The organism is Sinorhizobium arboris LMG 14919 (genome assembly GCF_000427465.1).
GTDB classification, from domain to species: Bacteria; Pseudomonadota; Alphaproteobacteria; order Rhizobiales; family Rhizobiaceae; genus Sinorhizobium; species Sinorhizobium arboris.
In genome coordinates, this window is record NZ_ATYB01000014.1 from 3259153 (window position 1) to 3285189 (window position 26037).

The following is a 26037-nucleotide window of genomic DNA, read 5'->3' on the forward strand; positions in this document are numbered from 1 at the left end:
CGGGAGATCCCATCTTCGATTCGCAGTGTGATCGCCTGCCCCTCACGGCCTGTCAACAGGCGCCTTGCGAGAGCGCGCGACACGAACGTCGGCGTTTTCGTTCGTTTTTGCCGTTTTTCGGGAAATTTTTGCAAAAATACCTTCGATTTAAATGGATTTAGGTCGAATCCACGTGTTTTTCTCCAGAATCCGGCTCCATTTTGCCGAAATCCATCATAAAAACGGTCGCCATTGGTCATGGTTCTGATAGGTTCATCTATCATGAGTGGAGAGCGGTTTCATGGGCGTGAAGTATAATCCGAAGCGGGATCGGCACATCGATGCAGCCCGGGCGGCAGGGTCCAGATTCGGGGCCGAGACACTGCCACCGGAAATCCTCTTCGGCGGCGCGAGCAACGACGATCTTGACCGTTACACGCCTGAGATGTTGGCGCTGACCGCTGCCCACGCGCGCAGCGAACTCGCGCGCTGGGACGGCGGAAAACCGAGAGTGTCGGTGGAGACGGTAGCCGGGGTTGCGCCGGGCGGTATGGAAGTTTCCATCATCGCGATCACCGAACGCAACATGCCCTTCCTCTACGATTCGGTGATGGGGGAGGTGACCAGTACCCACCGCGACATCCACCTGGCAATCCACCCCATCCTGGTGATGGAGCCCGGCAAGGCCGTAAAGCTGTTCGATCCGGAGGAGGAGAGCGCGCCCGAGCACCGCGTCAGCCACATCCAGATCCACTTGAGCAGGCTGACACCGCTCGAGGCGCGCTCGCTGAGCAAACGCATCTCGGATGTGCTGGAGCAGGTGCACCAGGCCGTACACGACTGGCCCGCAATGACCGCTCTGCTCGACCAGGCAATGCGGGAGCTCGAAGACTACAACGCGTCCCGCAAGAAGAGCGACCGCGACGAGGCGCTGGCGTTCCTTCGCTGGCTAAGGGACAACAACTTCACCTTCCTCGGCATGCGGGAATACACCTATTCCGGCAAGGGCGAGCAGGCAACCGTCGAGCGCGGAAAGGGCAGGGGCCTCGGCATCCTGTCCAATCCGGACGTGCGGGTCCTGCGCCAGGGCAAGGATGCGGTACTGACGACGCCGGAAATCCTCGCTTTCCTCGAGGGACCCGATTTCCTGATCGTCACCAAGGCCAATGTGAAGTCGGTCGTCCATCGGCGTGCGCATATGGACTACATCGGCATCAAGCGCTTCGACCCCTCCGGCAACGTCATCGGCGAGCTGCGGATCGTCGGTCTGTTCACCTCGACGGCTTACACGCGGCAGGCATCGGAGATCCCGCTGCTCAGGCACAAGATCGAGAAGATCATCGATCATTTCGGCTACGATCCGCAGAGCCACTCCGGCAAGACGCTGGCGAACACGCTGGAAGCCTATCCGCGCGACGATCTCTTCCAGATCGACATCGGGCTGCTCGCCGCCTTCTGCGAACAGATAAACGAGCTCGGCGACCGGCCGAGGGTGCGGGTGCTGCCGCGCATCGACCATTTCGACCGCTTCGTTTCGGTCATCGTGTTCGTGCCGCGCGAACAGTACGATTCCGATGTTCGCGAGAAGATCGGAGATTATCTGAAGACGGTCTATGACGGCCGCGTCTCGGCCTATTACCCGGCCTTCCCCGAGGGCGGGCTTGCGCGCGTCCACTTCATCATCGGACGGTCGGGCGGCAAGACGCCACGGGTCCCGCAGGCCAAGCTGGAAGAGGCGGTCCGCGCCATCGTTACCCGCTGGATCGACCGGTTCAACCTGCTCGCCCGCAAGGAGGGCACGGAGATTTCGGTCGGTGAGGCCTATCAGGCGGCCTTCACACCCGCGGAAGCCTATGCCGACCTTGGAGACATCGCCGCCTGCAGGGCCGACGACCCGATTCGCATCTCCTTCTATCACCGGCACCGGGAGAGGCCGGACACGCTGGAACTGAAGATCTTCCACGCCGACACGCCCGTGTCGCTGTCGCGCCGCGTGCCGCTTCTCGAAAATCTCGGCTTCCGCGTCATCAGCGAGCAAACCTACGACATCGGCGTCCACGTCCATGGGAATGAACCCTGCGAGGTCGTCCTCCACGACATGGAACTGATCCACCGCGACGGGCACGCGCTCAACCTCGCCAAGATCGGTCCGGCTCTGGAGGAAGCCTTCCTCGCAGCCTGGAACGGCACCACGGAGGACGACAACTTCAACCGGCTCGTGCTGCTTGCCGGGCTGACCGCCCGCCAGGTCACGGTGCTGCGCGCCTATGCGCGCTATCTGCGCCAGGCCGGCATCACCTATTCCCAGGGTTATATCGCCGATACGCTGAACAAATACCCGGCGATCGCCGCCGACATCTTCCGCCTCTTCTCCACGCAGATGGATCCGGCGATGGAGGTGAAAGCGCGAACGAAGAAACGTAATGCCTTGCTGGCGGGGATCGAGGAGGCGCTGGCGGCCGTGCCGAGCCTCGACGAGGACCGAATCCTGCGCCGCTACGTCAACGCGGTCCAGTCGACGCTCCGGACGAACTATTTCCAGAAGGACACCGAGGGCGGGCCCCGCGCGGTTCTCGCCTTCAAGCTCGATCCGAAGCAACTCGAAGGCTTACCGGAGCCGCGGCCTTTCCGCGAGATTTTCGTCTACGGCACCGAAGTGGAAGGCGTCCACTTGCGTTTCGGCAAGGTGGCGCGCGGCGGACTTCGGTGGTCCGACCGGGCCCAGGACTACCGGACCGAGGTGCTCGGTCTCGTGAAGGCGCAGCAAGTGAAAAACGCCGTCATCGTTCCGGTGGGCGCCAAAGGCGGCTTCTATCCGAAGCAGCTGCCCGCTGGCGGCAGCCGCGACGAGATCTTCAAGGCGGGAACCGAAGCGTACAAGACCTTTATCCGGACGCTTCTCTCCGTCACCGACAATATCGTCGGCCAGGAGGTCGTGCCGCCTGAGGACACGCTGCGGCTTGACGGCGACGACCCCTATTTCGTCGTCGCTGCCGACAAGGGAACGGCAACCTTCTCTGACACGGCGAACGCGCTCGCCCAGGAAGCGGACTTCTGGCTGGACGACGCCTTCGCTTCAGGCGGTTCCGCCGGCTACGACCACAAGAAGATGGGGATTACCGCCCGCGGCGCATGGGAGGCCGTCAAGCGTCACTTCCGCGAAATGGACATCGACATCCAGACGACACCCTTCTCGGTCGCCGGCGTCGGCGACATGTCGGGCGACGTCTTCGGCAACGGCATGCTGCTGTCGGAGAAGATCCGGCTGATCGCGGCCTTCGATCACCGGGACATCTTCATCGATCCGAATCCGGATATCGATCTCTCCTTCGCCGAACGCCAACGAATGTTCGCGCTGCCGCGCTCCAGCTGGCAGGATTACGACCGCAAGGCGCTCTCGCCCGGTGCGATGATCATCTCACGTTCGGAAAAGCTGGTGACGCTCACTCCGGAAGCGATGGCGGCTATCGGCATGGACAGGCCGAAGGCGACGCCTTTCGAGATCATGAGCGCCATTCTGAAGAGCCCGGTCGACCTCCTCTGGTTCGGCGGCATCGGCACCTATGTGCGCGGCAGCAGCGAGACCGATGCGGAAGTCGGCGACCGCGCCAACGACCCGATCCGCGTCGCTGCCGAGGAAGTGAGGGCGCGCGTGATCGGCGAAGGCGCCAATCTCGGCGTCACCCAGAAGGGCCGCATCGGCTGCTCGCTCAACGGCGGGCGTTGCAACTCCGACGCCATCGACAATTCGGCCGGCGTCAATTCCTCCGACGTCGAGGTCAACATCAAGATCGCACTTGCCTCGGCCATGCGCGACGGTCGCCTCACACGGCCGAAGCGCAACACGCTTCTGGCGTCGATGACGGACGAAGTGGGCCATCTCGTGCTGCGCAACAACTATCAGCAGTCGCTGGCGATCTCGCTCACCGAAATGCTGGGCGTAGCCAACCGCACGCCCCTGGCACGGCTGATGGCGCGGCTTGAGGCCGATGGCCACCTCAATCGCAAGGTCGAAACCCTGCCGACCGATCAGGCGATGAGCGAGCGCTATCAGGCGGGCAGGCCGCTGACCCGCCCGGAGATCGGCGTGCTCCTCTCCTATGCGAAACTGGTGCTCTTCGACGAACTGATCGTCAGCGAGCTCCCGGACGACCCCTATTTCACGACGACGCTGGAGCGCTATTTCCCGGCAAAGATGCGCAAGACCTATGCGGGCGACATTCACGGGCACCGGCTGCGCCGCGAGATCATCGCCACCGTGCTCGTCAACGAAACGATAAACCGCGGCGGGCCTGCTTTCGTTTCGACCCTGACGGACGCCACCGGATTCCTCTCCGCCGATGTCGTAAAGGCGGCGGTCCTGGCGCTGGACGGCTTCGACCTGCCGCGCATCTACGGCGAGATCGATGCGCTCGACAACAGGATCAGCGGCGCAATCCAGAACAGGCTCTATCAGGAGGTGGGGCGGATCTTTGCGCTCGTCGCGGAAAGGGCGCTGCGCACCCGCGCCTCCGAAGGCTCCGTTGCCGAGGCGGTTGCGCGGCTTCGCGACGGTCTGCAGAAGCTGCGGGCCACCATGCGGGCGGCAATCTCCAGGGAGGGTGCGGAGGAAGCACGCCTCAGGGCCGCGGGTTTCATCGAAAATGGCGTGCCGGCAAAACTTGCCGAGGAGATCGCCGAACTGTCGCTCATGACGCTGGTGCCCGAGATCATGCAGATCGCTACGGTGACCGGCGAGCCGCTGAACCGCACCGCCCAGGCCTATTTCACCGTCACCGAGAGCCTGAGGATCAACCGCCTGCTTGCGGCCGCCGACCGCGTCCCCGCCACCGAGCAGTTCGAGGCTATGGCCCTATCGCGGGCCGTAGGCGATATCGGTACCGCTCGCCGCGATATCACGATCGCGGCGCTGGTCGAGCACAAGGACGATCGAAACCCCGTTCTCGCATGGCAGGATCGCGATCGCCAACGCGTCGCGAGCGTTGGCGATCAGCTGAGGCTCCTGACCGAAAAGGGCGAAACGACGCTCGCCAAGATCACCGTCGCAGCCGGTCTCCTCAGCGACCTTGCACGCGGCTGGACGAAATGACACAGTCGCTTCGGCCGTAGCTCGCCGGAGGACCCGATTCCGCCTTCCGGTTGAAGTTTGTCTTCATTGCCCTGCCAGCCGTCACCGATACGGCGGGCAGGGCAAATGCCGGGAGGGATGGAGTGGATATCGCGGCTGGTCGAATGGAGGAGCGGCCTGGGACCTCGCGTCTCGGCATTGCCGGCTGGATGCTTTTCGACTGGGCCGCGCAACCCTTCTTCACCGTCATCACCACCTTCATCTTCGCTCCCTACTTCGTTTCCCGGCTAACGGCCGATCCTGCTCATGGGCAGACGGTCTGGGGCTACACGCTGACCGCGGCGGGGATCGCGATCGCCCTGCTTTCGCCGGTCCTGGGCGCCATTGCCGATGCGACCGGCCCGCGAAAACCGTGGATCGCCTTTTTCGCCGGCGTGAAGGTCCTTTCACTCGCCCTGCTCTGGTATGCGGCGCCTGGCTCGCCCCTGATCTACACGGCTGTTCTTCTGGCGCTGGCGACGGTGGCCGCCGAATTCTCCATCGTCTTCAACGATTCGATGATGACGCGGCTCGTGAGCGAAAAGGACGTGGGACGCATCTCGAACATCGCCTGGGGGCTCGGCTATCTCGGCGGTATGATCGTGCTGATCGCCGTGGTCGCGCTGATTGCCGGGAGCCCGCAGACCGGCAAGACGGCGGTCGGGCTCGATCCCCTGTTCGGGCTCGACCCGGGAAAGGGCGAAGACGCCCGCATCACCGGCCCCATCGCTGCCGCCTGGTATCTCGTTTTCGTTCTGCCCATGTTCCTCTTCACGCCGGATGCAACCAGGGCAACGACGTCGCTGGCCAAGGCAACCGCGCATGGCCTGGAGGAGCTGAAGGGCACGTTCGCCGAACTGAAGGCCAGGGCCGGCATATTGCGGTTCCTGATCGCCCGGATGATCTATCAGGACGGCGTCAACGGGCTTCTCGCGCTCGGCGGCACCTTCGCCGCCGGCATGTTCGGGTGGCAGACGATGGAGCTCGGCATCTACGGCATCATCCTGAATGTGGTGGCCATCTTCGGCTGCCTCTACGCCAGCAGGCTCGACACGCGGCTCGGTTCGAAGGCGATCGTGGTCGCGAGCCTCGTATCATTGATGCTCGCGACCATCGGCATCGTCTCGACCGGTCCCGGCTTCACGCTGTTCGGGCTTGTCCCGCTTCCTGTCACGGATTCGGGCGGCCTCTTCGGCACCGCGGCCGAAAAGGCCTATATCCTCTACGGTCTGCTGGTCGGCGTCGCCTTCGGGCCGGTCCAGGCCTCGTCGCGGTCCTACCTCGCGCGCAGCATCGCGCCTGACGAGGCAGGGCGTTACTTCGGCCTTTACGCCCTTTCCGGCCGCGCCACCTCGTTCCTGGCTCCCGCTTCGGTGGCGACCATCACGCTGATGACCGGATCGGCCCGGATCGGCATGATGGCGCTGGCTGCCTTTCTCGCCGTCGGTCTCGTCATTCTGCTGCGCACCCCCTATCCGGCGCACCGGCCAGCATGAGGCCGGCGAGCAGGAGAGGAGCTTACCGCTTCCGTCGGAAGTACGTTGCGGCAGGCGTTCCCTCTGGCCTGTTTCCAACGGAAACGCCCGCGCCCATCAATGGCGGAAATGGCGCATCCCTGTGAACACCATGGCGACGTTGTGCTCGTTCGCCGCCGCGATGACCTCATCGTCGCGCATTGAGCCGCCGGGCTGGATGACCGCGGTGGCGCCGGCAGCAATAGCTGACAGAAGACCGTCGGCGAAGGGAAGGAAAGCTTCCGAAGCCACTGCCGAGCCGCGCGTAAGCGGCTCGGCAAGGCCGAGCGCCCTGGCAGCCTCTTCCGCCTTGATGGCAGCGATACGTGCGGAATCGACGCGGCTCATCTGGCCGGCGCCGATGCCCGCCGTCTGGCCGTCCTTCGCATAGACGACGGCGTTGGACTTGACGTGCTTCGCCACCTTGAAGGCGAATTTCATGTCTTCGAGCTCCTGCGCCGTCGGCGTGCGCCTGGTAACCACCTTGAGCTCGAGATCCTCGACCATGCCGTTGTCGCGCGTCTGGACGAGCAAGCCGCCGGCGACGGTCTTCGCCATGACGCCAGGCGTGCGCGGATCCGGCAGGCCGCCGGCCGCAAGCAGGCGCAGGTTCGGCTTTCGGGCGATGACCGCCTTCGCTTCATCGCTGACCGACGGCGCGATGATGACCTCGGTGAAGAGCTTGACGATCTCTTCCGCGGTCTGCGCGTCCAGTTCCTGGTTGAGCGCGATGATGCCGCCGAAAGCCGAGGTCGAATCGCAGGCGAGCGCCCGGCGATAGGCTTCCGCGAGCGACGGCCCGGTTGCCACACCGCAGGGGTTCGCGTGCTTGATGATGGCGCAGGCCGGCGCCTTCTCCGGAAGGAATTCCGCCACCAGCTCGAAGGCTGCATCCGTGTCGTTGATGTTGTTGTAGGAGAGCTGCTTACCCTGCAGCAGCGCCGCCGTAGCCACGCCCGGGCGCTTCTCCCCGGTCACGTAGAAGCCGGCCTTCTGGTGCGGGTTTTCGCCGTAGCGCATCTCCTCCTTGAGCACGCCGCCGAGGACGCGGTGGCGCGGCATAGGCGTATCGAGCACCTCGGCGAACCAGTTGGAGATCGCCGCATCATAGGCTGCGGTTCGCGCATAGGCCTTGGCCGCCATCTTCTGGCGGAAGGCGTAGCGCGTCGCGCCACTCGCGATTTCCTCCAACAGCAGCGAATAGTCGGCCGGATCGGTGACGATGGTCACATAGGCATGATTCTTGGCCGATGCGCGGATCATCGCCGGTCCGCCAATATCGATATTCTCGACCGTGGTCGGGTAATCGCCGCCCTTGGCGCGGACCTCTTCGAACGGATAGAGGTTGATGACGGCGAGATCGATCGCGGCGATGCCGTGCGCGCTCATGGCGTCCGCATGCTCCGCGTCATCGCGGATGGCCAGAAGGCCGCCATGGACGCCGGGGTGTAGCGTCTTCACCCGGCCGTCCATGATTTCCGGAAAGCCGGTCAGTTCCGAAACGTCGCTGACCGGAAGACCGGCGTCGGCAAGCGCCTTGTGCGTACCGCCGGTCGATACCAGCCTCACGCCCTTGTCGGTGAGCGCGCGGGCGAGTTCGACGATGCCCGTCTTGTCGGAGACGGAGAGGAGGGCGGTTTTGATTCGGACCTCGTCGGGGACGGGGATTTTCTTGGAGGCGACAGCCATCGTCCTTGCTCCTTTGGCAGCGCCGGACGCGTGGGAGGAGGTTCCGGCGGTTGGGATGGCTGCCCGTTAGCATAGCTTGTTCTTCGAAGGAACCTTCGGTGCCGCGGCAAGGGGAAAATAGGCGCGCGCCCACCTGCCGCGCGGCGCCAGGCATCATCCCTCGCGCGTGAACGTCCACTGGATTTCCGGCTGCGAGGCGGCGGAGAAGGTCACGCTTATCTGCGACGAGGCACGCACGCCTGAGGGATCGGCGAAGAAGATGTCTTCCTCGATCGCGAGCGCGCCGTCCCGGCAGGCGAAGAGCCAGGCCTCTCCATCGGCTGCCGTCAGATATACCTCGTTCTCGCTGTGCCGGCGCATGCCGATTGCCGGATGGACGTGGAAACGGGCGACCGCGATCGCGCCGTCCGACGGGTCCGGATCGCTGCCGTCCTCCAGCAGCAGGCGGTCCCGACCGCGGATCAGCCGACCGCCGTTGAGAATCCCGATGTCGCGCTCGTGGATCAGGCCGAAGGGCGCAAGATAGCCGTCATGACTCGCTTTGACCTGCTCGATCGCTCCCGGCTCGTCATTTCTCTCGACCGCAACGCGGGCCGGACCGCTGATCATGATCGGACCGAGGAACCGCGACTGCGAGAAACGGCTGGAGGACGTGTCGTTGACGGTGACGGTGGAGTGGGCGGCCGTGGAGCGCGCCATCTGCCGAAATCGTTCGCCGGCGAATTTGGGTGCGCCGGAATTGATGATGAAGCGGTTCCTGCCTGAGGACATCTCGAAGGAAAGGCAGCCGGCATGGGCGCTGCGGGACAGAGCGGCCGAGAGCGGCCGGCCGGTGTCCATAATGACGGCGGTGTCACCCAGCGAAAGACGTTCGTAATGGGCATGCGGCAGCGACCGGAACGGCTCGCCGGCCGTCTCGTCATATCTCAGCACGGAGGCGAGCTCATGGGCAAGAACGGACGTGGCGCCGTTGAAGAGCGCAAGTTCGCCGCCCTGGTGACGAAAGAAGCGGAGCGCCGGATACATACGGTCGATGCAGGGGATGAGCCTGGCGGGCACGTCATGTCCGAGATTGACATAGGTCTGGCGCAGCGGCAGCAGATCGAGCAGCAGCTCGAGCCCCGCCCGGGGGTTGCGGGAGAAATGCGCCCCGTCGGGCAGGATCTGCCGTTCGAGTTCCAGGTCGAGATTACGCGATGCCTTGCGAATTGCCGAAGCCGTGGCCGGCATCGACACGGAGGCCACGGCGAGCGCCAGGCGGACCCTCAGGCGCGCTTCTCCGTCGGCCACAGCCTCGGCGACATGGCGGAGATAGCGAACCTGAAAGGCGAGACTTTTCAAGAAGCGGCGATAGAAACCGTGCTCCGCGTTGCGCAGCACCACGGGCGAATGGGACAGCCAGGCGATGACGCGCTGCGCGACCACATCCGCCTCCCAGGAGATTTCGCCGGTCCTTCGGCCATGGCTGCCCATCCAATCGTCCATGATCTGGCGCAGCCTGGTCGAGCCGGCCTCATCCTGTATGGCCCGCATGTGACGCAGCCAGCCGAAGGAATGCAGACGGACCGCAAACTCGTGCGACGGCAGGTCGATTTCGAAAGGCGACTCGCCTTCGGTATCCAGAACCCGGCCGGCAAGCGGAAAGCGACCCGCAAGGATCTCTTCCGCGACGAAGGGATCGATTGCCCGAAGATCCGTGGGTGCGACGATCAGCCGGGCCGGCGTAGAGCCGGCCAAGCGCAGCGCCGTCATCCGCGCAAGTGAAAGCCGGCGCGAAAGCCGGCGCCGGCTTTCGCTCAAGTATAGATATAGGAGCCTCGATTTACTGGAAAACGGCATCGGCGCCCGTGGGTTTCCTCATGACCGCGACGACTCTTCCGGGCACTGCAGCGCATCGCGGCTGTAGCGCTGCTGCAGCCAATGCGTCTTCAAGACGCAAAACGGTCGTTACAGAGTTGCTGCAGATTCTTGAACCGGAGCCGATTCGAGGATCATGCAGAAGATCGGAATCGTGCGGGAAAGATCATTAAATATTTATCAATCCTGCCGTCATTGATAGGCGGGCCGTCCGAAGGCGTCAATTGTCTCGGCAAAACAGTCTGTTGATGAGCGCTCTCAGGCACCCGCACGGCGCAGCACGGCCGCATAGAATCCATCGAGGCCACCGGCGAAGGGCGCCTCCAGCGGCAGCATCGCAGGTGTCGTGCGGAACTCCCCGACCGGGGTGATCGCCTCTTCGAGCTCCGGCCAGTCGGCCGCGTCGACGGGCACCCGTTCGCATCCGCCGTCAGCGACCACGCGCGCGACGACCTCCTCGCCCTCCAGCGGGTCCAGGGAGCAGTTGGAGAAGACGACGAGGCCGCCGGGCTTCACGACGGTCAGCGCGTGCCGCAACAGCCGTTCCTGCAGTCTGGCAAGCTTCGCGACGTCCTCCGGACCTTTCGTCCAGAGCACATCGGGATGCCGCCGGGTCGTGCCCGTCGACGAGCAGGGAGCGTCGAGAAGGGCCGCATCGAACAGCTCTTCCGGCCGAAAATCGGCCATGTCGGTTTCCTTCGTCCGGGCTTCGAAGCCAAGCCGCCCGAGATTGGCCCTGAGCCGCCGCAGGCGGCTGGACGACTGATCAAGCGCGGTCACCTCCGCTCCTGCGAGGATGAGCTGCGCCGTCTTGCCGCCGGGCGCGGCACAGAGATCGACAAGCCTTTTGCCGGAAACTTCCCCGAAAAGCCGCGCCGGAATGGAGGCAGCCGCGTCCTGGACCCACCAGGCGCCTTCCGAGAAGCCGGGCAGCGACGGAATCGAACCTGAGAAATCCCGAAGACGAACCGAGCCGGTCGGCAGCACCGTGCCATCGAGCCGTTCCGCCCAGGATGTTGGCTCGGATTTCACGGTCACATCGATGGCAGCGGGTACGAGCTGCGCTTCGGATATCCGCTCCGCCTGGTCTCTGCCGTAACAGGCGACGAGCCTGTCGAAGAACCAGCCGGGCATTGCCGGCACCGGTCTCAGTTTCTCGAGAATTTCGTCCTTCTCACGAGAAAGCCGCCGCAACACGGCGTTGACGAGGCTTGCGAAACGGCGGTTGCGCGGATCGGACCGGGCCTGTTCCACCGCGAGGTCGACGGCCGAATGATCAGGAACGTCGAGATAGAGGATTTGCGCGGCGGCAACGGTCAGCACATGTTCGAGAGCCCGTGCACCCTCCGGCAGGGGAGTCTGCAGCAGGGAATCGATGGCGGCGCGGATGCGCGGCAGATGGCGGAGTGCCGAGTTTAGAATGGCACGCACCAGTGCGCGGTCGGCTTCGTTCAGCTCGCGATAGGCAGGGTTCCCGCGCTCCGGGTCGAGCATGCCGTCGAGCGGCGTCTTTCGGTCGATCACCGCCGCCAGAAGCTTGGCGGCCGCCTGTCGGCTCCTCAAGCCCGCTTTGGCGGCAGCAGGCGCGCCAGGCCCGGTCCCCGCCCGGGAGCGAGCGCGCTCGCGGGATCGTTTCGGATGTGAATCGTTCTTGTTGTCTTCGGGCATCAGGACCAGGGGCCTTTCGGCGGTTCGGAACCACCGCGACCCCAGCCCGTTCTCGGGACAGAGCGCGATCTGCGCCCTGCACTATCAGGGCGGACCGGTGCCGTCGAGGCCGCGGAAGCCTCGCGGGCCATTCTTTCCAGTGCCGCCACCCGGTTCTCCGTGTTCGGATGGGTCGAGAACAGATTGTCCATCCGCTCACCCGAGAGGGGATTGATGATGAACATATGGGCCGTTGCCGGATTGCGCTCGGCGTCATTGTTATGAATGACCTGAGCGGCACCGGCGATCTTGCGAAGTGCCGAGGAGAGCCAGAGCGGATTGCCGCAGATTTCCGCGCCGCGCCGGTCGGCGGAATATTCGCGTGTGCGGCTGATCGCCATCTGCACCAGCATGGCCGCGAGGGGGGCGACGATCATCGCGATCAGCACGCCGATGAAGCCGAGAGGATTGTTGTTGTCGCGGTTGCCGCCGAAGAAGAAAGCGAAATTGCCCAGCATGGAAATCGCCCCGGCCAGCGTCGCCGTCAGCGTCATCGTCAGCGTGTCGCGATACTGGATATGGGCGAGCTCGTGCGCCATGACGCCCGCAACTTCCTCATAGGAGAGCGAGTGCAGCAGTCCCGTCGAAGCGGCGACCGCAGCGTTCTCGGGATTGCGCCCGGTGGCGAAGGCATTCGGCTGCGGGCTGTCTATGACATAGACGCGCGGCATCGGCAGACCGGCATTCTTCGCCAGATCACGGACGATTCCGTAATACTCCGGCGCGCTGCGCTCGTCCACCTCCTGCGCCCGGTACATGCCAAGCACCATCCGGTCGGAATTCCAGTAGGAGAAGAAGTTCATGCCCGCGGCGATGACGAGGGCGATCATCATGCCGCCCCGGCCGCCGATGACATAGCCGACGGCCATGAAGAGGACGGTCATGAAGGCAAGCAGCATTGCGGTGCGCATGAGGTTCATGAATGAGCTCCAACCATATCAGTCTCCGTTCCGGGCCTCGTGGAAAGCCGCTTACCGCCGCTTCGCTCCATTCGGCGCCGCGCGAGCGTTTCACGTGAATCAGCTTTTCCGTCCGCACGGAAGTGCCTATATGATGGGGATAAACCGTCCGCTCTTCAATATCGTTACGGAAACCGCGAACCGTATGCAGAACGACAACGACAACTCGCCCGACCGACCCAAGCGTCCGCTTTCCCCCGCCGCCCTGCGCGCTCTGAAGGAGGCCGAAGAGAGGCGGCGCGCAGAAGCGCCCCAGAATATGCCGGCCGAACTGGGCGGACGCGGCGGCCTAGACCCGGCTCGCTTCGGCGATTGGGAGATCAAGGGCAGGGCGATCGATTTCTGAGGGTATGCCGTCAGGGTTTTCGTTTCGGTGGCGAATCGGCCGCTGCGTTCCACCCGTAAAGCGCTTTGCGCTTCCCCCCTCACCCTAACCCTCTCTCCCCGCTCGCAGGGAGAGGGGACGAGAATGCTGATGCGGTTACAGCAAATGCGAGGGAGTGCGTTGGCCGCAAAATCCCTTCTCCCCGTTTGCGGGGAGAAGGTCGCGGCAGCGGGATGAGGGGCTGTTGCAACCCATACCCCAGCTCACATCAAGCGCGGTTCTGACGATTGGCGATCAGATCGTCGACGACCGTCGGGTCGGCTAGCGTCGAGGTGTCGCCGAGCGACCCGAAGTCGTCTTCCGCGATCTTTCGCAGAATCCGGCGCATGATCTTGCCCGAGCGCGTTTTCGGCAGACCGGGTGCGAACTGGATCTTGTCCGGAGTCGCGATCGGTCCGATTTCCGACCGGACGTGCTTGACGAGCGCCTGCCGCAGTTCGTCGTCTCCGACCTCGCCCGCCATAAGCGAGACGTAGCAATAGATGCCCTGACCCTTGATCGGGTGCGGATAGCCGACGACCGCCGCCTCGGAAACAAGCTGGTGCGAGACCAATGCCGATTCGACCTCGGCCGTGCCGAGTCGGTGTCCCGAAACATTGAGCACGTCGTCGACGCGGCCGGTGATCCAGTAATAACCGTCCTCGTCGCGGCGGCAGCCGTCGCCCGTGAAATATTTGCCCTTGTAGGTGGAGAAATAGGTCTGAATGAAGCGTTCGTGATCGCCATAGACCGTCCGCATCTGCCCGGGCCAGCTATCGGTGATGCAAAGGTTGCCGTCGGCCGCCCCTTCGACGACATTGCCGTCGCTGTCGACGATCTGCGGCTGGACGCCGAAGAACGGCCGTGTCGCGGAACCAGGCTTGAGATCGGTAGCGCCCGGCAGGGGCGTGATCAGTATGCCGCCGGTTTCCGTCTGCCACCAGGTGTCCACGACCGGACAACGCTCGTCGCCGACGACGTGATAATACCATTCCCAGGCTTCCGGATTGATCGGTTCGCCGACGGTTCCGAGCAGGCGCAGCGAGGAGCGCGAGGACCGCTTGACGAAATCGTCGCCGGCGCCCATCAGCGAGCGGATCGCCGTCGGCGCCGTATAGAAGATGTTGACCTTGTGCTTGTCGACCACCTCCCAGAAGCGCCCTGCATCCGGAAAGTTCGGCACGCCCTCGAACATCAGCGTCGTCGCCGCATTGGCGAGCGGTCCGTAGACGATGTAGGAGTGGCCGGTAACCCAGCCGACATCGGCCGTGCACCAGTAAATGTCGCCGTCCTGGTAGTCAAACACATATTGATGCGTCATCGAAGCATAGACAAGATAGCCGCCGGTGGTGTGCAGCACGCCCTTCGGCTTTCCGGTAGAGCCTGACGTATAAAGGATGAAGAGGGGATCCTCCGCATTCATCTTTTCCGGCGGGCAATGCGGCTCCACCGTCGCCGTTTCCTGATGATACCAGAGATCGCGGCCCGCAGCCCAGCCGACCTTGCCGCCGGTGCGGCGCACGACCAGGACCTTGCTGACCATGACCTGCTGCCTGGCGGCGATGTCTATCGCCTTATCGGTATTCTCCTTGAGCGGAATCGGCTTGCCGCCGCGCACGCCCTCGTCGCAGGTGATTACGAAGGTCGATTCGCAGTCGACGATACGCCCGGCCAGAGCATCGGGCGAGAAGCCGCCGAAGACCACCGAGTGGATGGCGCCGACCCGGGCGCAGGCAAGCATCGCATAGGCCGCTTCGGGGATCATCGGCATGTAGATGGTGACGCGGTCCCCCTTCTTGACTCCGTGCTTTTTCAAGACGTTGGCAAGCCGGCACACCTTGTCGTAGAGCTCGTTATAGGTGATCTTCTTGTCCAGATAAGGATTGTCTCCCTCCCATATGATCGCCGTCTTGTCGCCGTGCGTTTTCAGATGGCGGTCGATGCAGTTGTAGGAGACGTTGGTCAGTCCGTCTTCGAACCACTTGATCGAGACATCGCCCTCGAAGGACGTATTCTTGACCCGGGTGTAGGGTTCGAACCAGTCGATCCGCTTGCCGTGTTCGCCCCAGAACGCCTCCGGGTCGGCGACGCTTTCCCGATACCATTTGAGATAGGTCGCATTGTCGAGCAGCGTGCGGTTCTTGGCCGCTTCCAGGACCGGGTAGGTCTTGACGTCCATATTTTCCTCCCTGCGCATTTCTGGTCAGATCATGAGCGGAATACCGGCGGAAACCGCGCACAGTTCTCCTCATCCCGCTCTGGACCGGCTCCCACCGTTCCTTTGTGACAATTCATAAGCAGGTCGCCTCCGGTCCGCAATTAGACAAAAGCACATTTGAAAGTGAAGAATTGCAATTTCGAGACAAGAACGGTATAGAACCCCCAATTCCCGGAAATCAGTGGTAGACTCCACGGCCCGCGACACCGGCGCGGACGGACAAAAGGACTATATCCATGGCTCAGCAACTGCTTATGCCCAAGGCAACAGCCGTCTGGCTGGTTGACAACACCGCACTCTCGTTCGACCAGATCGCGCAGTTCTGCAAGCTGCACCCGCTCGAGGTCAAGGCGATAGCGGACGGTGAATCGGCGCAGGGCATCAAGGGCCTTGATCCAATCGCAACCGGTCAGCTGTCGCGCGACGAGATCGTGCGCGGCGAGGGAAATCCCAATCACAAGCTCAAGCTTTCGGAGCCGAAGGTCCGCGTGCCGGACTCCAAGCGCAAGGGCCCGCGCTATACGCCGGTCTCCAAGCGTCAGGACCGCCCGAACGCCATTCTGTGGCTGGTCCGCAATCATCCTGAGTTGAAGGACGCACAGATTTCGCGTCTGGTCGGCACGACGAAGGCGACGATCGAGCAGATTCGCGAGCGTACCCACTGGAACTCCGCCAACCTGACGCCGATGGACCCGGTGACGCTCGGCCTCTGCTCGCAGATCGACCTGGATCTCGAGGTAGAGCGCGCTTCGAAGGGCCGTCCGCTGCCTTCGGCGGCCGAGAGCGGCGCAACGCTCGAATCCGCGCAGGAAACCGAGAAGCTCAACTACGGCCAGGATCGCGAAGAGGAAAAGGAAATCGACGCCGATGCCGTCTTCGCCAAGCTGAAGTCGCTGAAGTCGGACCGCAAGGACGACGAAGAAGACGACTACTGATCGCCTCGCCATCGACGAGATGAGAAACCCGGGTCGCAGGATCCGGGTTTTTTATTGGCCGTCGCTTACCGGATCGACGCCGGCGCCACCGGGATGAGGGCAGTTGCCCTCGCTCTTCCTCATCCGATACCCTTCGACCGCAGCGCCTCGGTGATCTCGTCCAGAATTGCAGGGTCGTCGATCGTTGCGGGCATTTTCCAGGGCTGACGGTCGACGATCTTCTGAATCGTGGAACGCAGGATCTTGCCGGACCGCGTCTTTGGCAGCCGCTTGACGCAGATCGCCGTCCTGAAGGCGGCGACCGGCCCGATACGCTCGCGCACGAGGCCGATGACCTCCTTCTCGATTTCCTCTGTTTCACGGGAAACATTGGCGTTGATGACCAGGAAGCCCGCCGGCACCTGCCCCTTGAGCGGATCGGCGATACCGATCACGGCGCATTCGGCAACGTCCGGGTGGCTTGCGCAAACCTCCTCCATGGCGCCCGTCGACAGCCGGTGCCCCGCGACGTTGATGATGTCATCGGTCCGGGCCATGATGAAGATATAGCCCTCCTCGTCGAGATAGCCGGCATCCGCCGTCTTGTAGAAGCCGGGATACTCCTCGAGATAGGCCGCATGGAAGCGGTGATCGGCATTCCAGAGCGTCGGCAGGCAGCCGGGCGGCAGCGGCAGCTTTATCACGACGTTGCCCAGCGTGCCGGGCGCCACCGGAAGGCCCGCGTCGTCGACGACCTGCACATCATAGCCGGGAAGCGGAACCGCCGGGGAGCCGTACTTCACCGGCAGGAGGCCGAGCCCCAAGGGATTGCCCGCGACGGGCCAGCCCGTTTCCGTCTGCCACCAGTGATCGATCACGGGGACTCCAAGCGCCTGTTCCGCCCAGCGGATCGTATCCGGGTCGGCCCGCTCGCCCGCGAGATAGAGCGCCCGGAACCGCGACAGGTCGTAACGGCCCAGATATGCGGCTTCGGGATCCTCCTTGCGAATTGCGCGCAGCGCCGTCGGCGCAGTGAACATGACGGCGACGCCGTGTTCGCAGATGACGCGCCAATAGGTTCCGGGGTCGGGCGTCCCGACCGGCTTTCCTTCGAAGAGGACCGAGGTACAGCCGTTGAGCAGCGGCCCGTAGACGATATAGGAATGGCCAACCACCCAGCCGATGTCGGAAGCCGCCCAGAACACCTCGCCGGCGCTGACGCCGAAGAAGTGCTCCATCGACCATTTGAGCGCGACCATGTGGCCGCCATTGTCGCGCACGACGCCTTTCGGCTGGCCCGTCGTTCCTGATGTGTAGAGTACATAAAGCGGGTCGGTGGAGGCGACCGGCACGCAAGGGGCTTCATCGCCGGCTTCCCTGGCCGCCGCAAGCGCCTCGGCGAAATCGATGTCGCGCCCGCCAACCATCGAGGCAGCTGCCATGTCGCGCTGATAGATCAGGCAGTGGGCCGGCTTGTGACTGGCCGTTTCGATCGCCTGATCGAGCAGAGGCTTGTACGCGACGATGCGCCCCGGCTCCAGCCCGCAGCTTGCCGAGACGACGAGCTTCGCCTCACAGTCGTCGATGCGGACGGCGAGTTCGTTGGCGGCAAAACCGCCGAAGACGACGGAGTGCACCGCGCCGATCCGCGCCGCCGCGAGCATGGCGATCGCGGCCTGCGGGATCATCGGCATGTAGATGACGATGCGATCGCCCTTGTCGACGCCGAGTTTGCGGTAGATCGCGGCCATCGCCTTCACATCGGCGAGGAGGTCCGCATAGGAGATCTTCTCGACCCGGCCGGTGACGGGGCTGTCATATATGAAGGCCGCTTGCTCGCCGCGGCCGGCCTCGACATGCCGGTCGAGGCAATTGTGACAGGTATTGGTGATGCCGTCTGAAAACCAGTGGCCGTAGGTGCCGCCCCCAGGCTCGAAAATGCGTTCCGGCGGCCTGAACCAGTCGATCGCCGATGCGGCATCTGCCCAGAAGCCGTGCGGATCGGCTTTCCACGCGCCATACACTTCGGAATAGCGACTCGCCATATCCGTTTCCTCCCATTCGCGCTCCGGGCGGGAAGCCCGGCTCCTCCACTTCGAAGGATAGGCAAACGAAGGTAAACGGGAACCCCGACGAAAGGGTAATGGAAGCAAGGTGGTCAGCGCGCTCCGAAGATGGCGGAGCCGACCCGTACGCTCGTGGCGCCGAAGGCGATTGCGGTCTCGAAGTCGCCGGACATCCCCATGGAAAGCCCGGAAAGACCGCACTGGGCCGCAAGCTTCGCAAGCAGGGCGAAATGCGGGCCCGGATTTTCGTCGACCGGCGGAATGCACATCAGCCCTTCGATGTTCAGGCGCAGTTCCTCGCGGCAGAAGGTTACGAAGGCGGCGGTGTCTTCGGGGGCGATGCCTGCCTTTTGCGGCTCAAGGCCGGTGTTCACCTGAACATAGAGGCGGACTTCGCGGCCCTGGCGCTTCATTTCGGCGGCAACTGCGCGCGCGATCTTCTCCCTGTCGATCGTCTCGATGACGTCGAAAAGCGCGACGGCGTCGGCGGCCTTGTTGGATTGCAGAGGGCCGATCAGGTGCAGTTCGACGTCGGGGATCTCACGCTTGAGCGCCGGCCATTTGGCTTGTGCCTCCTGCACGCGGTTCTCGCCGAAAATGCGCTGGCCGGCCTCGAGCACCGGCTCGATCGTCTCGGCGCCGAAGGTTTTCGATACGGCGATCAGGCTGACGGCGTTTTCCGGGCGTTTCGCCGACTTCTCGCTTGCGCGAATCCGGCTTAGGATTTCGTTCAGCCGCTCTTCGACTTCCATCCCCATGCTCCTGTTCAAGATCGTCTCGACCGTTACCCTGCGGCTTATTGAAACTTGCGCCGCTTGCCAAGTCCAGCGGAAGCCGGAGCGGAGGACTTCGGTCCGGCTGCAGCATCTTTCTGCCGGCGAACCGCCGCAGATCGAGGAGACCGCCTGGCGGATCCCTCAAAACTTGACGCTTGGGGCGTTTCGTGGTGAAGGTCACGCCAGCTATCACGCGCGGGCGCTCGCGCCCGGCAGAATTTCCGGAACATCGACAAAAACATGGCTACCGAACGATACAATCCGCGCGATGCCGAACCGCGCTGGCAGCAGGAATGGGAAGCGGGCAAGGTCTTCGAGACGAAGAACGACGATCCGCGCGACAAATATTACGTCCTGGAGATGTTCCCCTATCCGTCCGGGCGGATTCACATGGGCCACGTGCGCAATTACACGATGGGCGACGTGGTCGCCCGCTACAAACGCGCCCGCGGCTTCAACGTCCTGCATCCGATGGGCTGGGACGCCTTCGGCATGCCGGCGGAAAACGCCGCCATGGAGCGCGGCGTCCATCCGGCGAGCTGGACGTACCAGAACATCGCCTCGATGAAGGCGCAGCTCAAGGTCATGGGGCTTTCGCTCGACTGGAGCCGGGAATTTGCGACCTGCGATCCCGAATATTACCAGCGCCAGCAGCACCTGTTCCTCGATTTCCTGGAAAAGGGACTGGTCTACCGCAAGCAGTCGAAGGTCAACTGGGACCCGGTCGATAACACCGTGCTCGCCAACGAGCAGGTGATCGACGGCCGCGGCTGGCGCTCCGGCGCGCTCGTCGAGCAGCGCGAGCTGACGCAATGGTTCTTCCGCATCACCGACTTCAGCCAGGATCTGCTCGACGCCCTCGACGCGCTCGACGAATGGCCGGAGAAGGTACGGCTGATGCAGAAGAACTGGATCGGCCGTTCGGAAGGGCTTTCGCTCCGGTGGGAGCTCGATCCGTCGACGGTCCCCGGTGAGGAAAAGGAAGTCACGGTCTACACGACGCGGCCCGACACGCTGTTCGGCGCCTCCTTCCTGGCGATCTCCGCCGATCATCCGCTCGCCAGGGATGCTGCGGCAAAGAGCGCCGAGATCGAAGCCTTCTGCGAGGAATGCCGGCGCGCCGGCACGTCGCTCGCCGCACTGGAGACGGCGGAGAAGAAAGGCATCGACACGGGCATACGTGCGCGGCATCCCTTCGATCCGGCCTGGGAGCTGCCGGTCTACGTCGCCAATTTCGTGCTGATGGACTATGGCACGGGCGCCATCTTCGGCTGCCCCTCAGGCGACCAGCGCGACCTGGATTTTGCCCGCAAATACGGTCTGCCGGTCGTTCCGGTGGTGATGCCGAAGGATGCCGATCCGCAGACCTTCACGATCAAGGACGAGGCCTATGACGGGGACGGCGTGATGATCAATTCGCGCTTCCTCGACGGGCTCCCGGTGGAAAAGGCGTTCGAGACCGTCGCTTCCAGGCTCGAAAACGATCTGCTGAACGGTACGCCGCGCGCCGAGCGCAAAGTCAATTTCCGCCTGCGGGACTGGGGGATTTCCCGCCAGCGCTACTGGGGCTGCCCGATCCCGGTCATTCATTGCGACGACTGCGGCGTCGTGCCTGTTCCCAAGGCGGACCTGCCGGTGACGCTGCCGCCGGACGTGACCTTCGACAAGCCCGGCAATCCGCTCGACCGGCATCCGAGCTGGCGGCACGTCGCTTGCCCTCAATGCGGCAAGGACGCGCGGCGGGAAACCGACACAATGGACACCTTCGTCGATTCGTCCTGGTACTTCACCCGCTTTACGGCGCCGTGGGAGAACAACCCGACGGACCCCAAGGCTGCCAATCACTGGCTGCCGGTCGACCAGTATATCGGCGGTATCGAGCACGCGATCCTGCATCTGCTTTATTCGCGCTTCTTCACACGCGCGATGAAGGCGACGGGCCATGTGGCGCTGGACGAACCCTTCAACGGGCTGTTCACGCAGGGCATGGTCGTCCATGAGACCTATAGCCGCGGCGAAGGTGCGCAGCGGGAATGGGTCACCCCTGCCGAGATCCGCATCGAGGAAGCAGACGGTCAGCGGCGCGCGGTGCATATCGAGACCGGCGAGGAGATTGCCATCGGCTCGATCGAGAAGATGTCGAAGTCGAGGAAGAACGTCGTCGATCCGGACGACATCATCAGCTCCTACGGTGCCGACACGGCACGCTTCTTCGTGCTCTCCGATTCGCCGCCCGATCGCGACGTCATCTGGTCCGAAGCGGGCGTCGAAGGCGCTCATCGCTTCGTTCAGCGCGTCTGGCGCCTCCTGACTGAGGCCGCGGAGAAGCTGCGTGCCGTCGATGCCGCGCCGGCAAGCGACGGCGAGGGACTTGCCGTGTCCCAGGCCGCGCACCGCACTCTCAAGGCGGTGGAAGCCGACTACGACAAGCTTGCCTTCAACAAGGCGGTCGCACGCATCTACGAGCTGGTGAATACCATGGCGGCACCCCTGACGCAGGTTGCGAGCGGCAAGGCCGACAAGGCTCTGACCGCAGCCGTAAAGGACGCCAGCGCGATCCTGATCAACCTGATCGCGCCGATGATGCCGCATCTGGCAGAGGAATGCTGGCGGGAGATCGGCGGTGAGGGGCTTATCGCCGAAAGACCATGGCCGAAATTCGATGCGGCACTCGTCGTCGAGAACGAGATCACGCTGCCGGTCCAGATCAACGGAAAGAAGCGCGCCGATTTGACAATCGCGCGCGATGCAGATCAGAGTGCGATCGAAAGCGCCGTGCTCGCACTGGACGTCGTCAAGACCGCGCTCAACGGCGGCAGCCCGAAGAAGATCATCGTCGTGCCCCAAAGGATCGTCAATGTCGTTGTCTGATATAGCTGGCTTCCGTCTTCGGTCTCTGGCCTTCGTAGCCGGCGCATTGTCGCTCGCGGCACTCGGCGGCTGCCAGGTCAGACCCCTTTATTCCGACGGCCCCACCGGTTCGACCTCGACGGCGCTCGCCGCCATCGAGATTTCGGAAGCCGAAGACCGCGTCGAGCAGGAAGTCCGCAATGCTCTCGTTTTTCTGACGTCGCGCGGCCAGGGTGAACCGGTCAATCCGCAATACCATCTGGCGCTTAGCGTCTCTCACCGGACGATGGGCGTGCTCTACGAGACGTCGGATGTCGAAGACGACGACGACCGTGCCGGAGCCGGTCGGGTAGTCGTAAAGGCCGACTATAACCTCACAAAGACCTCCACCGGCGAAACGGTGAAGGCAGGCAGGCGAACGGCCGTCGCGCTGGTCGACTTCCCCCGGCAGGAATTCGCCAAGATCCGCGCGGTGCGCGATGGCGAGAATCGCGCCGCCAAGGAGTTGGCGGAGATCATCGGCGCCGATCTCGCAGCCGCCCTTGGCCGCTGATCCGATGGTCCGATGAGCGAAGTCAAGTCGCACGAATTCGACGGTTTCCTGCAGCGGTCTGCGGCGAGCTACCGACTCTTCCTGTTCTACGGTCCCGATCGCGGCCTCGTCTCGGAAAGAGCGTCGGAGCTCGCGGGCAGGTTCGGCATACCTCTCGATGACCCTTTCGCCGTCGTCAAATTGGATGCCGCTGCATTGCAGGGCGCCGGAAGCATACTCGACGAGGTCAACGCCATCGGCCTTTTCGGCGGCGAGAAACTGGTCTGGGTGCGCGGCGCCTCGGCGGAGAAGGCCGTAGCCGAAGCGCTGCAGATCCTTGCTGCCGATCCGCCGCCCGGCGCCCGCCTCATCGTCGAAGCAGGCGACCTTAAAAAGGGGGCGCTGCTCAGGAAAGTAGGCGAATCTTCCCGGTCCGTCGCTTCGGTCGCCTGCTACAGCGACGACATCAGAGGTCTGCAAGCGCTTGTCGACAAGGAACTTTCGGAGGCCGGCTTGCGGATTAGCCCTGCGGCGCGACAGCGCCTCGTGGATGCTCTTGGCGGAGACCGCATGGCCTCGCGCAACGAACTTCGCAAGCTCGCCCTCTATTGCCGCGGCAAGGATATGGTCGACGAGGACGACGTGCTCGGCATCGTCGGTGACGCCAGCGCCATTTCGGTCGACGAAGCGGTGGATGCGGTGCTGAAGGGCGATGCGGACGCGCTGCTGCACGCGATGAAGAAGATCACGACGTCCAAGACTCCGCCATTTCTCGTGCTTCAGGCTTGTCTCAGGCAGTTTCAGCAACTCGACATCATGCGTGCCGAAATGGATGCGAGCCGCCAGCCCCCCGGTCAGGTGGTCGCGAGCCTCGGACGCGGTTTGCATTTCCGGCGCAAGCCGGTCGTCGAAGCGGCGCTGAAACACTGGACGGGACCGGCGATCCGGCGCGAACTGAACCGCCTGCAGGCGACCATCTATCAGAGCCGCAGCCGCCAGAGCTTGGAGGAGAGCCTGGTCATACAAAACCTGTTGGCGATCACGATCCAGTCGGCGCGCCGCTGAGGTAAACCCCGATCAGCGGTTACACGCTTCGCGCCGTAAAAGATCTGCGGTGCGCGGCGCCATGGTCAACGCCGTTCGAGCAACCGGCAGATCTCTTCCAGCTGGTCAAGCGTCTTGTAGGTAATCTTGAGATGCCCGCCGCTGGCCTTGTGGTTGACGGTGACCTCCAGGCCGAGACTATCGGACAGGGTGCGCTCCAGCGCCAGCGTATCGGCGTCCTTTTCATCGCGTTGACGGCCTTTCGCGTAGTTGGGGTCGTTCTGCGATTTGATATCGTTCTGCGCCAGCCGCTCGGCCTCGCGAACCGAAAGCCCCTTGGCGACGACCGCACGCGCTAGCGCTGTCGGATCCGACGTGGGTATGAGAGCGCGGGCATGGCCCGCCGAAAGGCTGCCGTCGGAAAGCATGTCGCGCACAGGCTCCGGCAGCTTCAAGAGCCGCAGGCTGTTCGCAACATGGCTTCGGCTCTTACCGATGATGTCGCCGAGATCGTTCTGCGTATAGCCGTGTTCGGCGATCAGTTGCTCGTAGCCCAATGCCTCCTCGAGAGGATTGAGGTCGGAACGTTGAACATTCTCGACAATGGCTATCTCAAGGGCGGTCCTGTCGTCGACGTCCCGTACAATGACCGGTATTTCGGTGAAGCCGGCAAGCTGCGCCGCGCGCCAGCGCCTTTCGCCGGCGATGATTTCATAGCGATCGTGACCGATCGTACGAACGACCACCGGCTGTACGATCCCGTGCTGACGGATCGAGCTTGCCAGGTCCTGAAGCTCGGCCTCGTCGAACTGCCGACGAGGGTTGCGCGGATTGCGGGATACGAACTCGATTGGAATTCGCCGATCGGCGCTGACGGGGGAGGCCGGAGCTGAGCCGCCTTGCAGCGGCTGATCCATTTCACCGATCAAGGCGGCTAGGCCGCGACCCAGACGCCTTTTGGAGCTGTCATCGTTCATCTGACACCTGATTAATTACGATACCGAAACGATTAGGCGGCCTTCCGCTGCCTTTCGCGTTGAATGACTTCCGAAGCCAATTGGAGATATGCCTGACTTCCGGCGCATTTCAGATCGTAGAGTATAGCCGGCTTTCCATAGGACGGCGCCTCGGAGACCCGAACGTTGCGGGGAATCAGGGTATGATAAACCTTGTCCCCCAGATGCGTCCGAACGTCGCTGACCACCTGCTGCGCCAGGTTATTCCGCGAGTCGAACATGGTCAGGACTATCCCCTGAATATCGAGGCCCGGATTGACCGTTCGACGCACCTGGTCGACTGTCTCCAATAGCTGGCTCAGACCCTCCAGAGCGAAGAATTCGCACTGCAGCGGGACAAGAACCGAATGTGCCGCTGCCATCGCATTCATTGTCAAAAGGTTAAATGAGGGCGGGCAGTCGACCAGCACGTAGGAATAGGCGAGCGCATCCGCGGAGGCCAGGGCCTTGCGGAGTCGAAAAACCCGATCCGGTTCCTTGGAAATCTCCATCTCGACGCCCAGCAGGTCCATGGTCGAGGGTACGATGGCTAGATTTGGTACCGCGGTATCCTGCGCAATCTGGCCAATGGCGTGGGTTCCCATCATCAGCTCATAGGAGGATAGATGCCGTGCGCGGCGCTGAATCCCAAGCCCGGTGCTGGCATTGCCTTGCGGATCGAGATCGACGATCAGCACCTTTTCGCCGATTGCGGCCAGAGCTGTCGCAAGATTGATGGCCGTCGTCGTCTTGCCGACGCCGCCCTTCTGATTGGCAATAGTGATAATCCGATTCTTTGGACCAAACATTTTTCGCTCGCCTATCACTTCGTCCGACGTGAAAGATTTGCAATCTCGAGCACAACCGAATCTGGCTCGACAACACTTGCATGTTTTATCAGATCGAATTGAAAGCGACTAACGGCTTTGTCGACTTCTTGCTGGTAATCCCGCCCTTTGTGAAAGAAAGCGACGGTTTTGGAGCCCTCCGCAAGCATCCAGGGAGCGCAATAATCGAGCAACTGGCTTAAATCGGCGAGCGCACGTGCCGAAATCGCGTCGCATTCCGGAATCTCAGCGGGTGCGGCGTCGATTCGAATCGGATGAACGGACCCCCTTGCTCCCGTCTCCCTGAGGGCAACGCGTAAAAACGCGGCCTTCTTGTTATTGCTTTCGACCAGATGAACCCACCCGTCTTCTGCCTCCGAGAGGCAAATGGCCATAATTACGCCAGGGAAGCCGCCGCCGCTTCCGAGATCTACCCACGTCTTCGGTGACGGGGAGAGTTGATAAAGCTGAAGGCTATCGAGGATGTGACGGCGCCACAGATCCTCCAGCGTGGAGGGCGCGACAAGGTTGATGGATCGGGCCCATTTCTGAAAAAGTGCGGCGAAGTGCTCCAGTCTAGTGACCGTTTCACGTGAAACACGCAATCCGTTCAGGGCTTCGGCGAGACTCGCTTGCATT

17 protein-coding genes are annotated in these 26037 nt (G+C 63.2%); 7 read left to right on the forward strand and 10 right to left on the reverse strand.

Annotated features, from left to right (window positions below):
• Nucleotides 1–280: 280 nt before the first annotated feature.
• The gene (locus SINAR_RS0126960) at nucleotides 281–5068 is read left to right on the forward strand and encodes an NAD-glutamate dehydrogenase (protein WP_028001970.1); all 4788 of its coding nucleotides are present in this window, start codon (nucleotides 281–283) and stop codon (nucleotides 5066–5068) included.
• 122 nt (nucleotides 5069–5190) lie between these two features.
• Nucleotides 5191–6582 (forward strand): MFS transporter, encoded by a 1392-nt coding sequence (locus tag SINAR_RS0126965; protein WP_028001971.1) that lies wholly within the window; start codon nucleotides 5191–5193, stop codon nucleotides 6580–6582.
• Nucleotides 6583–6678: 96 nt separating this feature from the next.
• Here the strand turns inward: SINAR_RS0126965 and purH are convergent, their stop codons facing one another.
• The 4 genes from purH to htpX all read right to left on the reverse strand — a co-directional run bounded on the left by purH (nucleotide 6679) and on the right by htpX (nucleotide 12773).
• The gene (gene purH / locus SINAR_RS0126970) at nucleotides 6679–8289 is read right to left on the reverse strand and encodes a bifunctional phosphoribosylaminoimidazolecarboxamide formyltransferase/IMP cyclohydrolase (RefSeq protein ID WP_028001972.1); all 1611 of its coding nucleotides are present in this window, start codon (nucleotides 8287–8289) and stop codon (nucleotides 6679–6681) included.
• A gap of 153 nt (nucleotides 8290–8442) precedes the next feature.
• Nucleotides 8443–10128, reverse strand: coding sequence for a heparinase II/III family protein (locus tag SINAR_RS0126975; RefSeq protein ID WP_028001973.1), 1686 nt, complete (start codon nucleotides 10126–10128; stop codon nucleotides 8443–8445).
• 276 nt (nucleotides 10129–10404) lie between these two features.
• Nucleotides 10405–11814 carry an RsmB/NOP family class I SAM-dependent RNA methyltransferase gene (locus SINAR_RS0126980; protein WP_028001974.1) on the reverse strand — a complete coding sequence of 470 codons (1410 nt, stop codon included), beginning with the start codon at nucleotides 11812–11814 and terminating at the stop codon, nucleotides 10405–10407.
• Nucleotides 11814–12773, reverse strand: a complete 960-nt coding sequence (gene htpX, locus SINAR_RS0126985) for a zinc metalloprotease HtpX (RefSeq protein WP_028001975.1) — start codon at nucleotides 12771–12773, stop codon at nucleotides 11814–11816. The genes SINAR_RS0126980 and htpX overlap by 1 nt, the downstream gene beginning before the upstream one ends.
• 130 nt (nucleotides 12774–12903) lie before the next feature.
• Here htpX and SINAR_RS0126990 point away from each other — a divergent pair, with 130 nt between their 5' ends.
• Nucleotides 12904–13158: a DUF1674 domain-containing protein gene (locus SINAR_RS0126990; protein ID WP_028001976.1), complete on the forward strand. Its 255-nt coding sequence runs from the start codon at nucleotides 12904–12906 to the stop codon at nucleotides 13156–13158.
• A gap of 247 nt (nucleotides 13159–13405) precedes the next feature.
• Here SINAR_RS0126990 and acs read toward each other — a convergent pair whose 3' ends face one another.
• Nucleotides 13406–15355, reverse strand: a complete 1950-nt coding sequence (acs, locus tag SINAR_RS0126995) for an acetate--CoA ligase (RefSeq protein ID WP_028001977.1) — start codon at nucleotides 15353–15355, stop codon at nucleotides 13406–13408.
• A 275-nt stretch (nucleotides 15356–15630) separates the two neighbouring features.
• Here acs and SINAR_RS0127000 point away from each other — a divergent pair, with 275 nt between their 5' ends.
• Nucleotides 15631–16329, forward strand: coding sequence for a DUF1013 domain-containing protein (locus tag SINAR_RS0127000; RefSeq protein ID WP_028001978.1), 699 nt, complete (start codon nucleotides 15631–15633; stop codon nucleotides 16327–16329).
• A 119-nt stretch (nucleotides 16330–16448) separates the two neighbouring features.
• On the opposite strand, the gene SINAR_RS0127005 is transcribed toward SINAR_RS0127000, so the two are convergent.
• A complete protein-coding gene (locus tag SINAR_RS0127005; RefSeq protein ID WP_028001979.1) occupies nucleotides 16449–18353 on the reverse strand; it encodes an AMP-binding protein in 1905 nt (634 codons plus the stop codon).
• A 113-nt stretch (nucleotides 18354–18466) separates the two neighbouring features.
• Nucleotides 18467–19126, reverse strand: a complete 660-nt coding sequence (locus tag SINAR_RS0127010; RefSeq protein ID WP_028001980.1) for a YggS family pyridoxal phosphate-dependent enzyme — start codon at nucleotides 19124–19126, stop codon at nucleotides 18467–18469.
• Nucleotides 19127–19390: 264 nt separating this feature from the next.
• Here SINAR_RS0127010 and leuS point away from each other — a divergent pair, with 264 nt between their 5' ends.
• From leuS to holA, 3 genes are read left to right on the forward strand one after another with little or no spacing between them, the layout of a single operon-like run.
• Nucleotides 19391–22021, forward strand: coding sequence for a leucine--tRNA ligase (gene leuS, locus SINAR_RS0127015; protein ID WP_028001981.1), 2631 nt, complete (start codon nucleotides 19391–19393; stop codon nucleotides 22019–22021).
• Nucleotides 22008–22553 carry an LPS assembly lipoprotein LptE gene (locus tag SINAR_RS0127020; RefSeq protein WP_028001982.1) on the forward strand — a complete coding sequence of 182 codons (546 nt, stop codon included), beginning with the start codon at nucleotides 22008–22010 and terminating at the stop codon, nucleotides 22551–22553. Before leuS ends, SINAR_RS0127020 begins: the two co-directional genes overlap by 14 nt.
• Before the next feature lie 12 nt (nucleotides 22554–22565).
• Nucleotides 22566–23597: a DNA polymerase III subunit delta gene (holA, locus tag SINAR_RS0127025; RefSeq protein ID WP_028001983.1), complete on the forward strand. Its 1032-nt coding sequence runs from the start codon at nucleotides 22566–22568 to the stop codon at nucleotides 23595–23597.
• 65 nt (nucleotides 23598–23662) lie between these two features.
• Here holA and SINAR_RS0127030 read toward each other — a convergent pair whose 3' ends face one another.
• The 3 genes from SINAR_RS0127030 to rsmG are packed head-to-tail and all read right to left on the reverse strand — an operon-like array spanning nucleotide 23663 to nucleotide 26036.
• Nucleotides 23663–24553: a ParB/RepB/Spo0J family partition protein gene (locus tag SINAR_RS0127030; protein WP_028001984.1), complete on the reverse strand. Its 891-nt coding sequence runs from the start codon at nucleotides 24551–24553 to the stop codon at nucleotides 23663–23665.
• Nucleotides 24554–24585: 32 nt separating this feature from the next.
• On the reverse strand, nucleotides 24586–25380 hold the full coding sequence (locus SINAR_RS0127035; protein ID WP_028001985.1) for a ParA family protein: 795 nt from the start codon (nucleotides 25378–25380) through the stop codon (nucleotides 24586–24588).
• A 14-nt stretch (nucleotides 25381–25394) separates the two neighbouring features.
• On the reverse strand, nucleotides 25395–26036 hold the full coding sequence (gene rsmG, locus SINAR_RS0127040; RefSeq protein WP_028001986.1) for a 16S rRNA (guanine(527)-N(7))-methyltransferase RsmG: 642 nt from the start codon (nucleotides 26034–26036) through the stop codon (nucleotides 25395–25397).
• Nucleotide 26037: the final 1 nt, after the last annotated feature.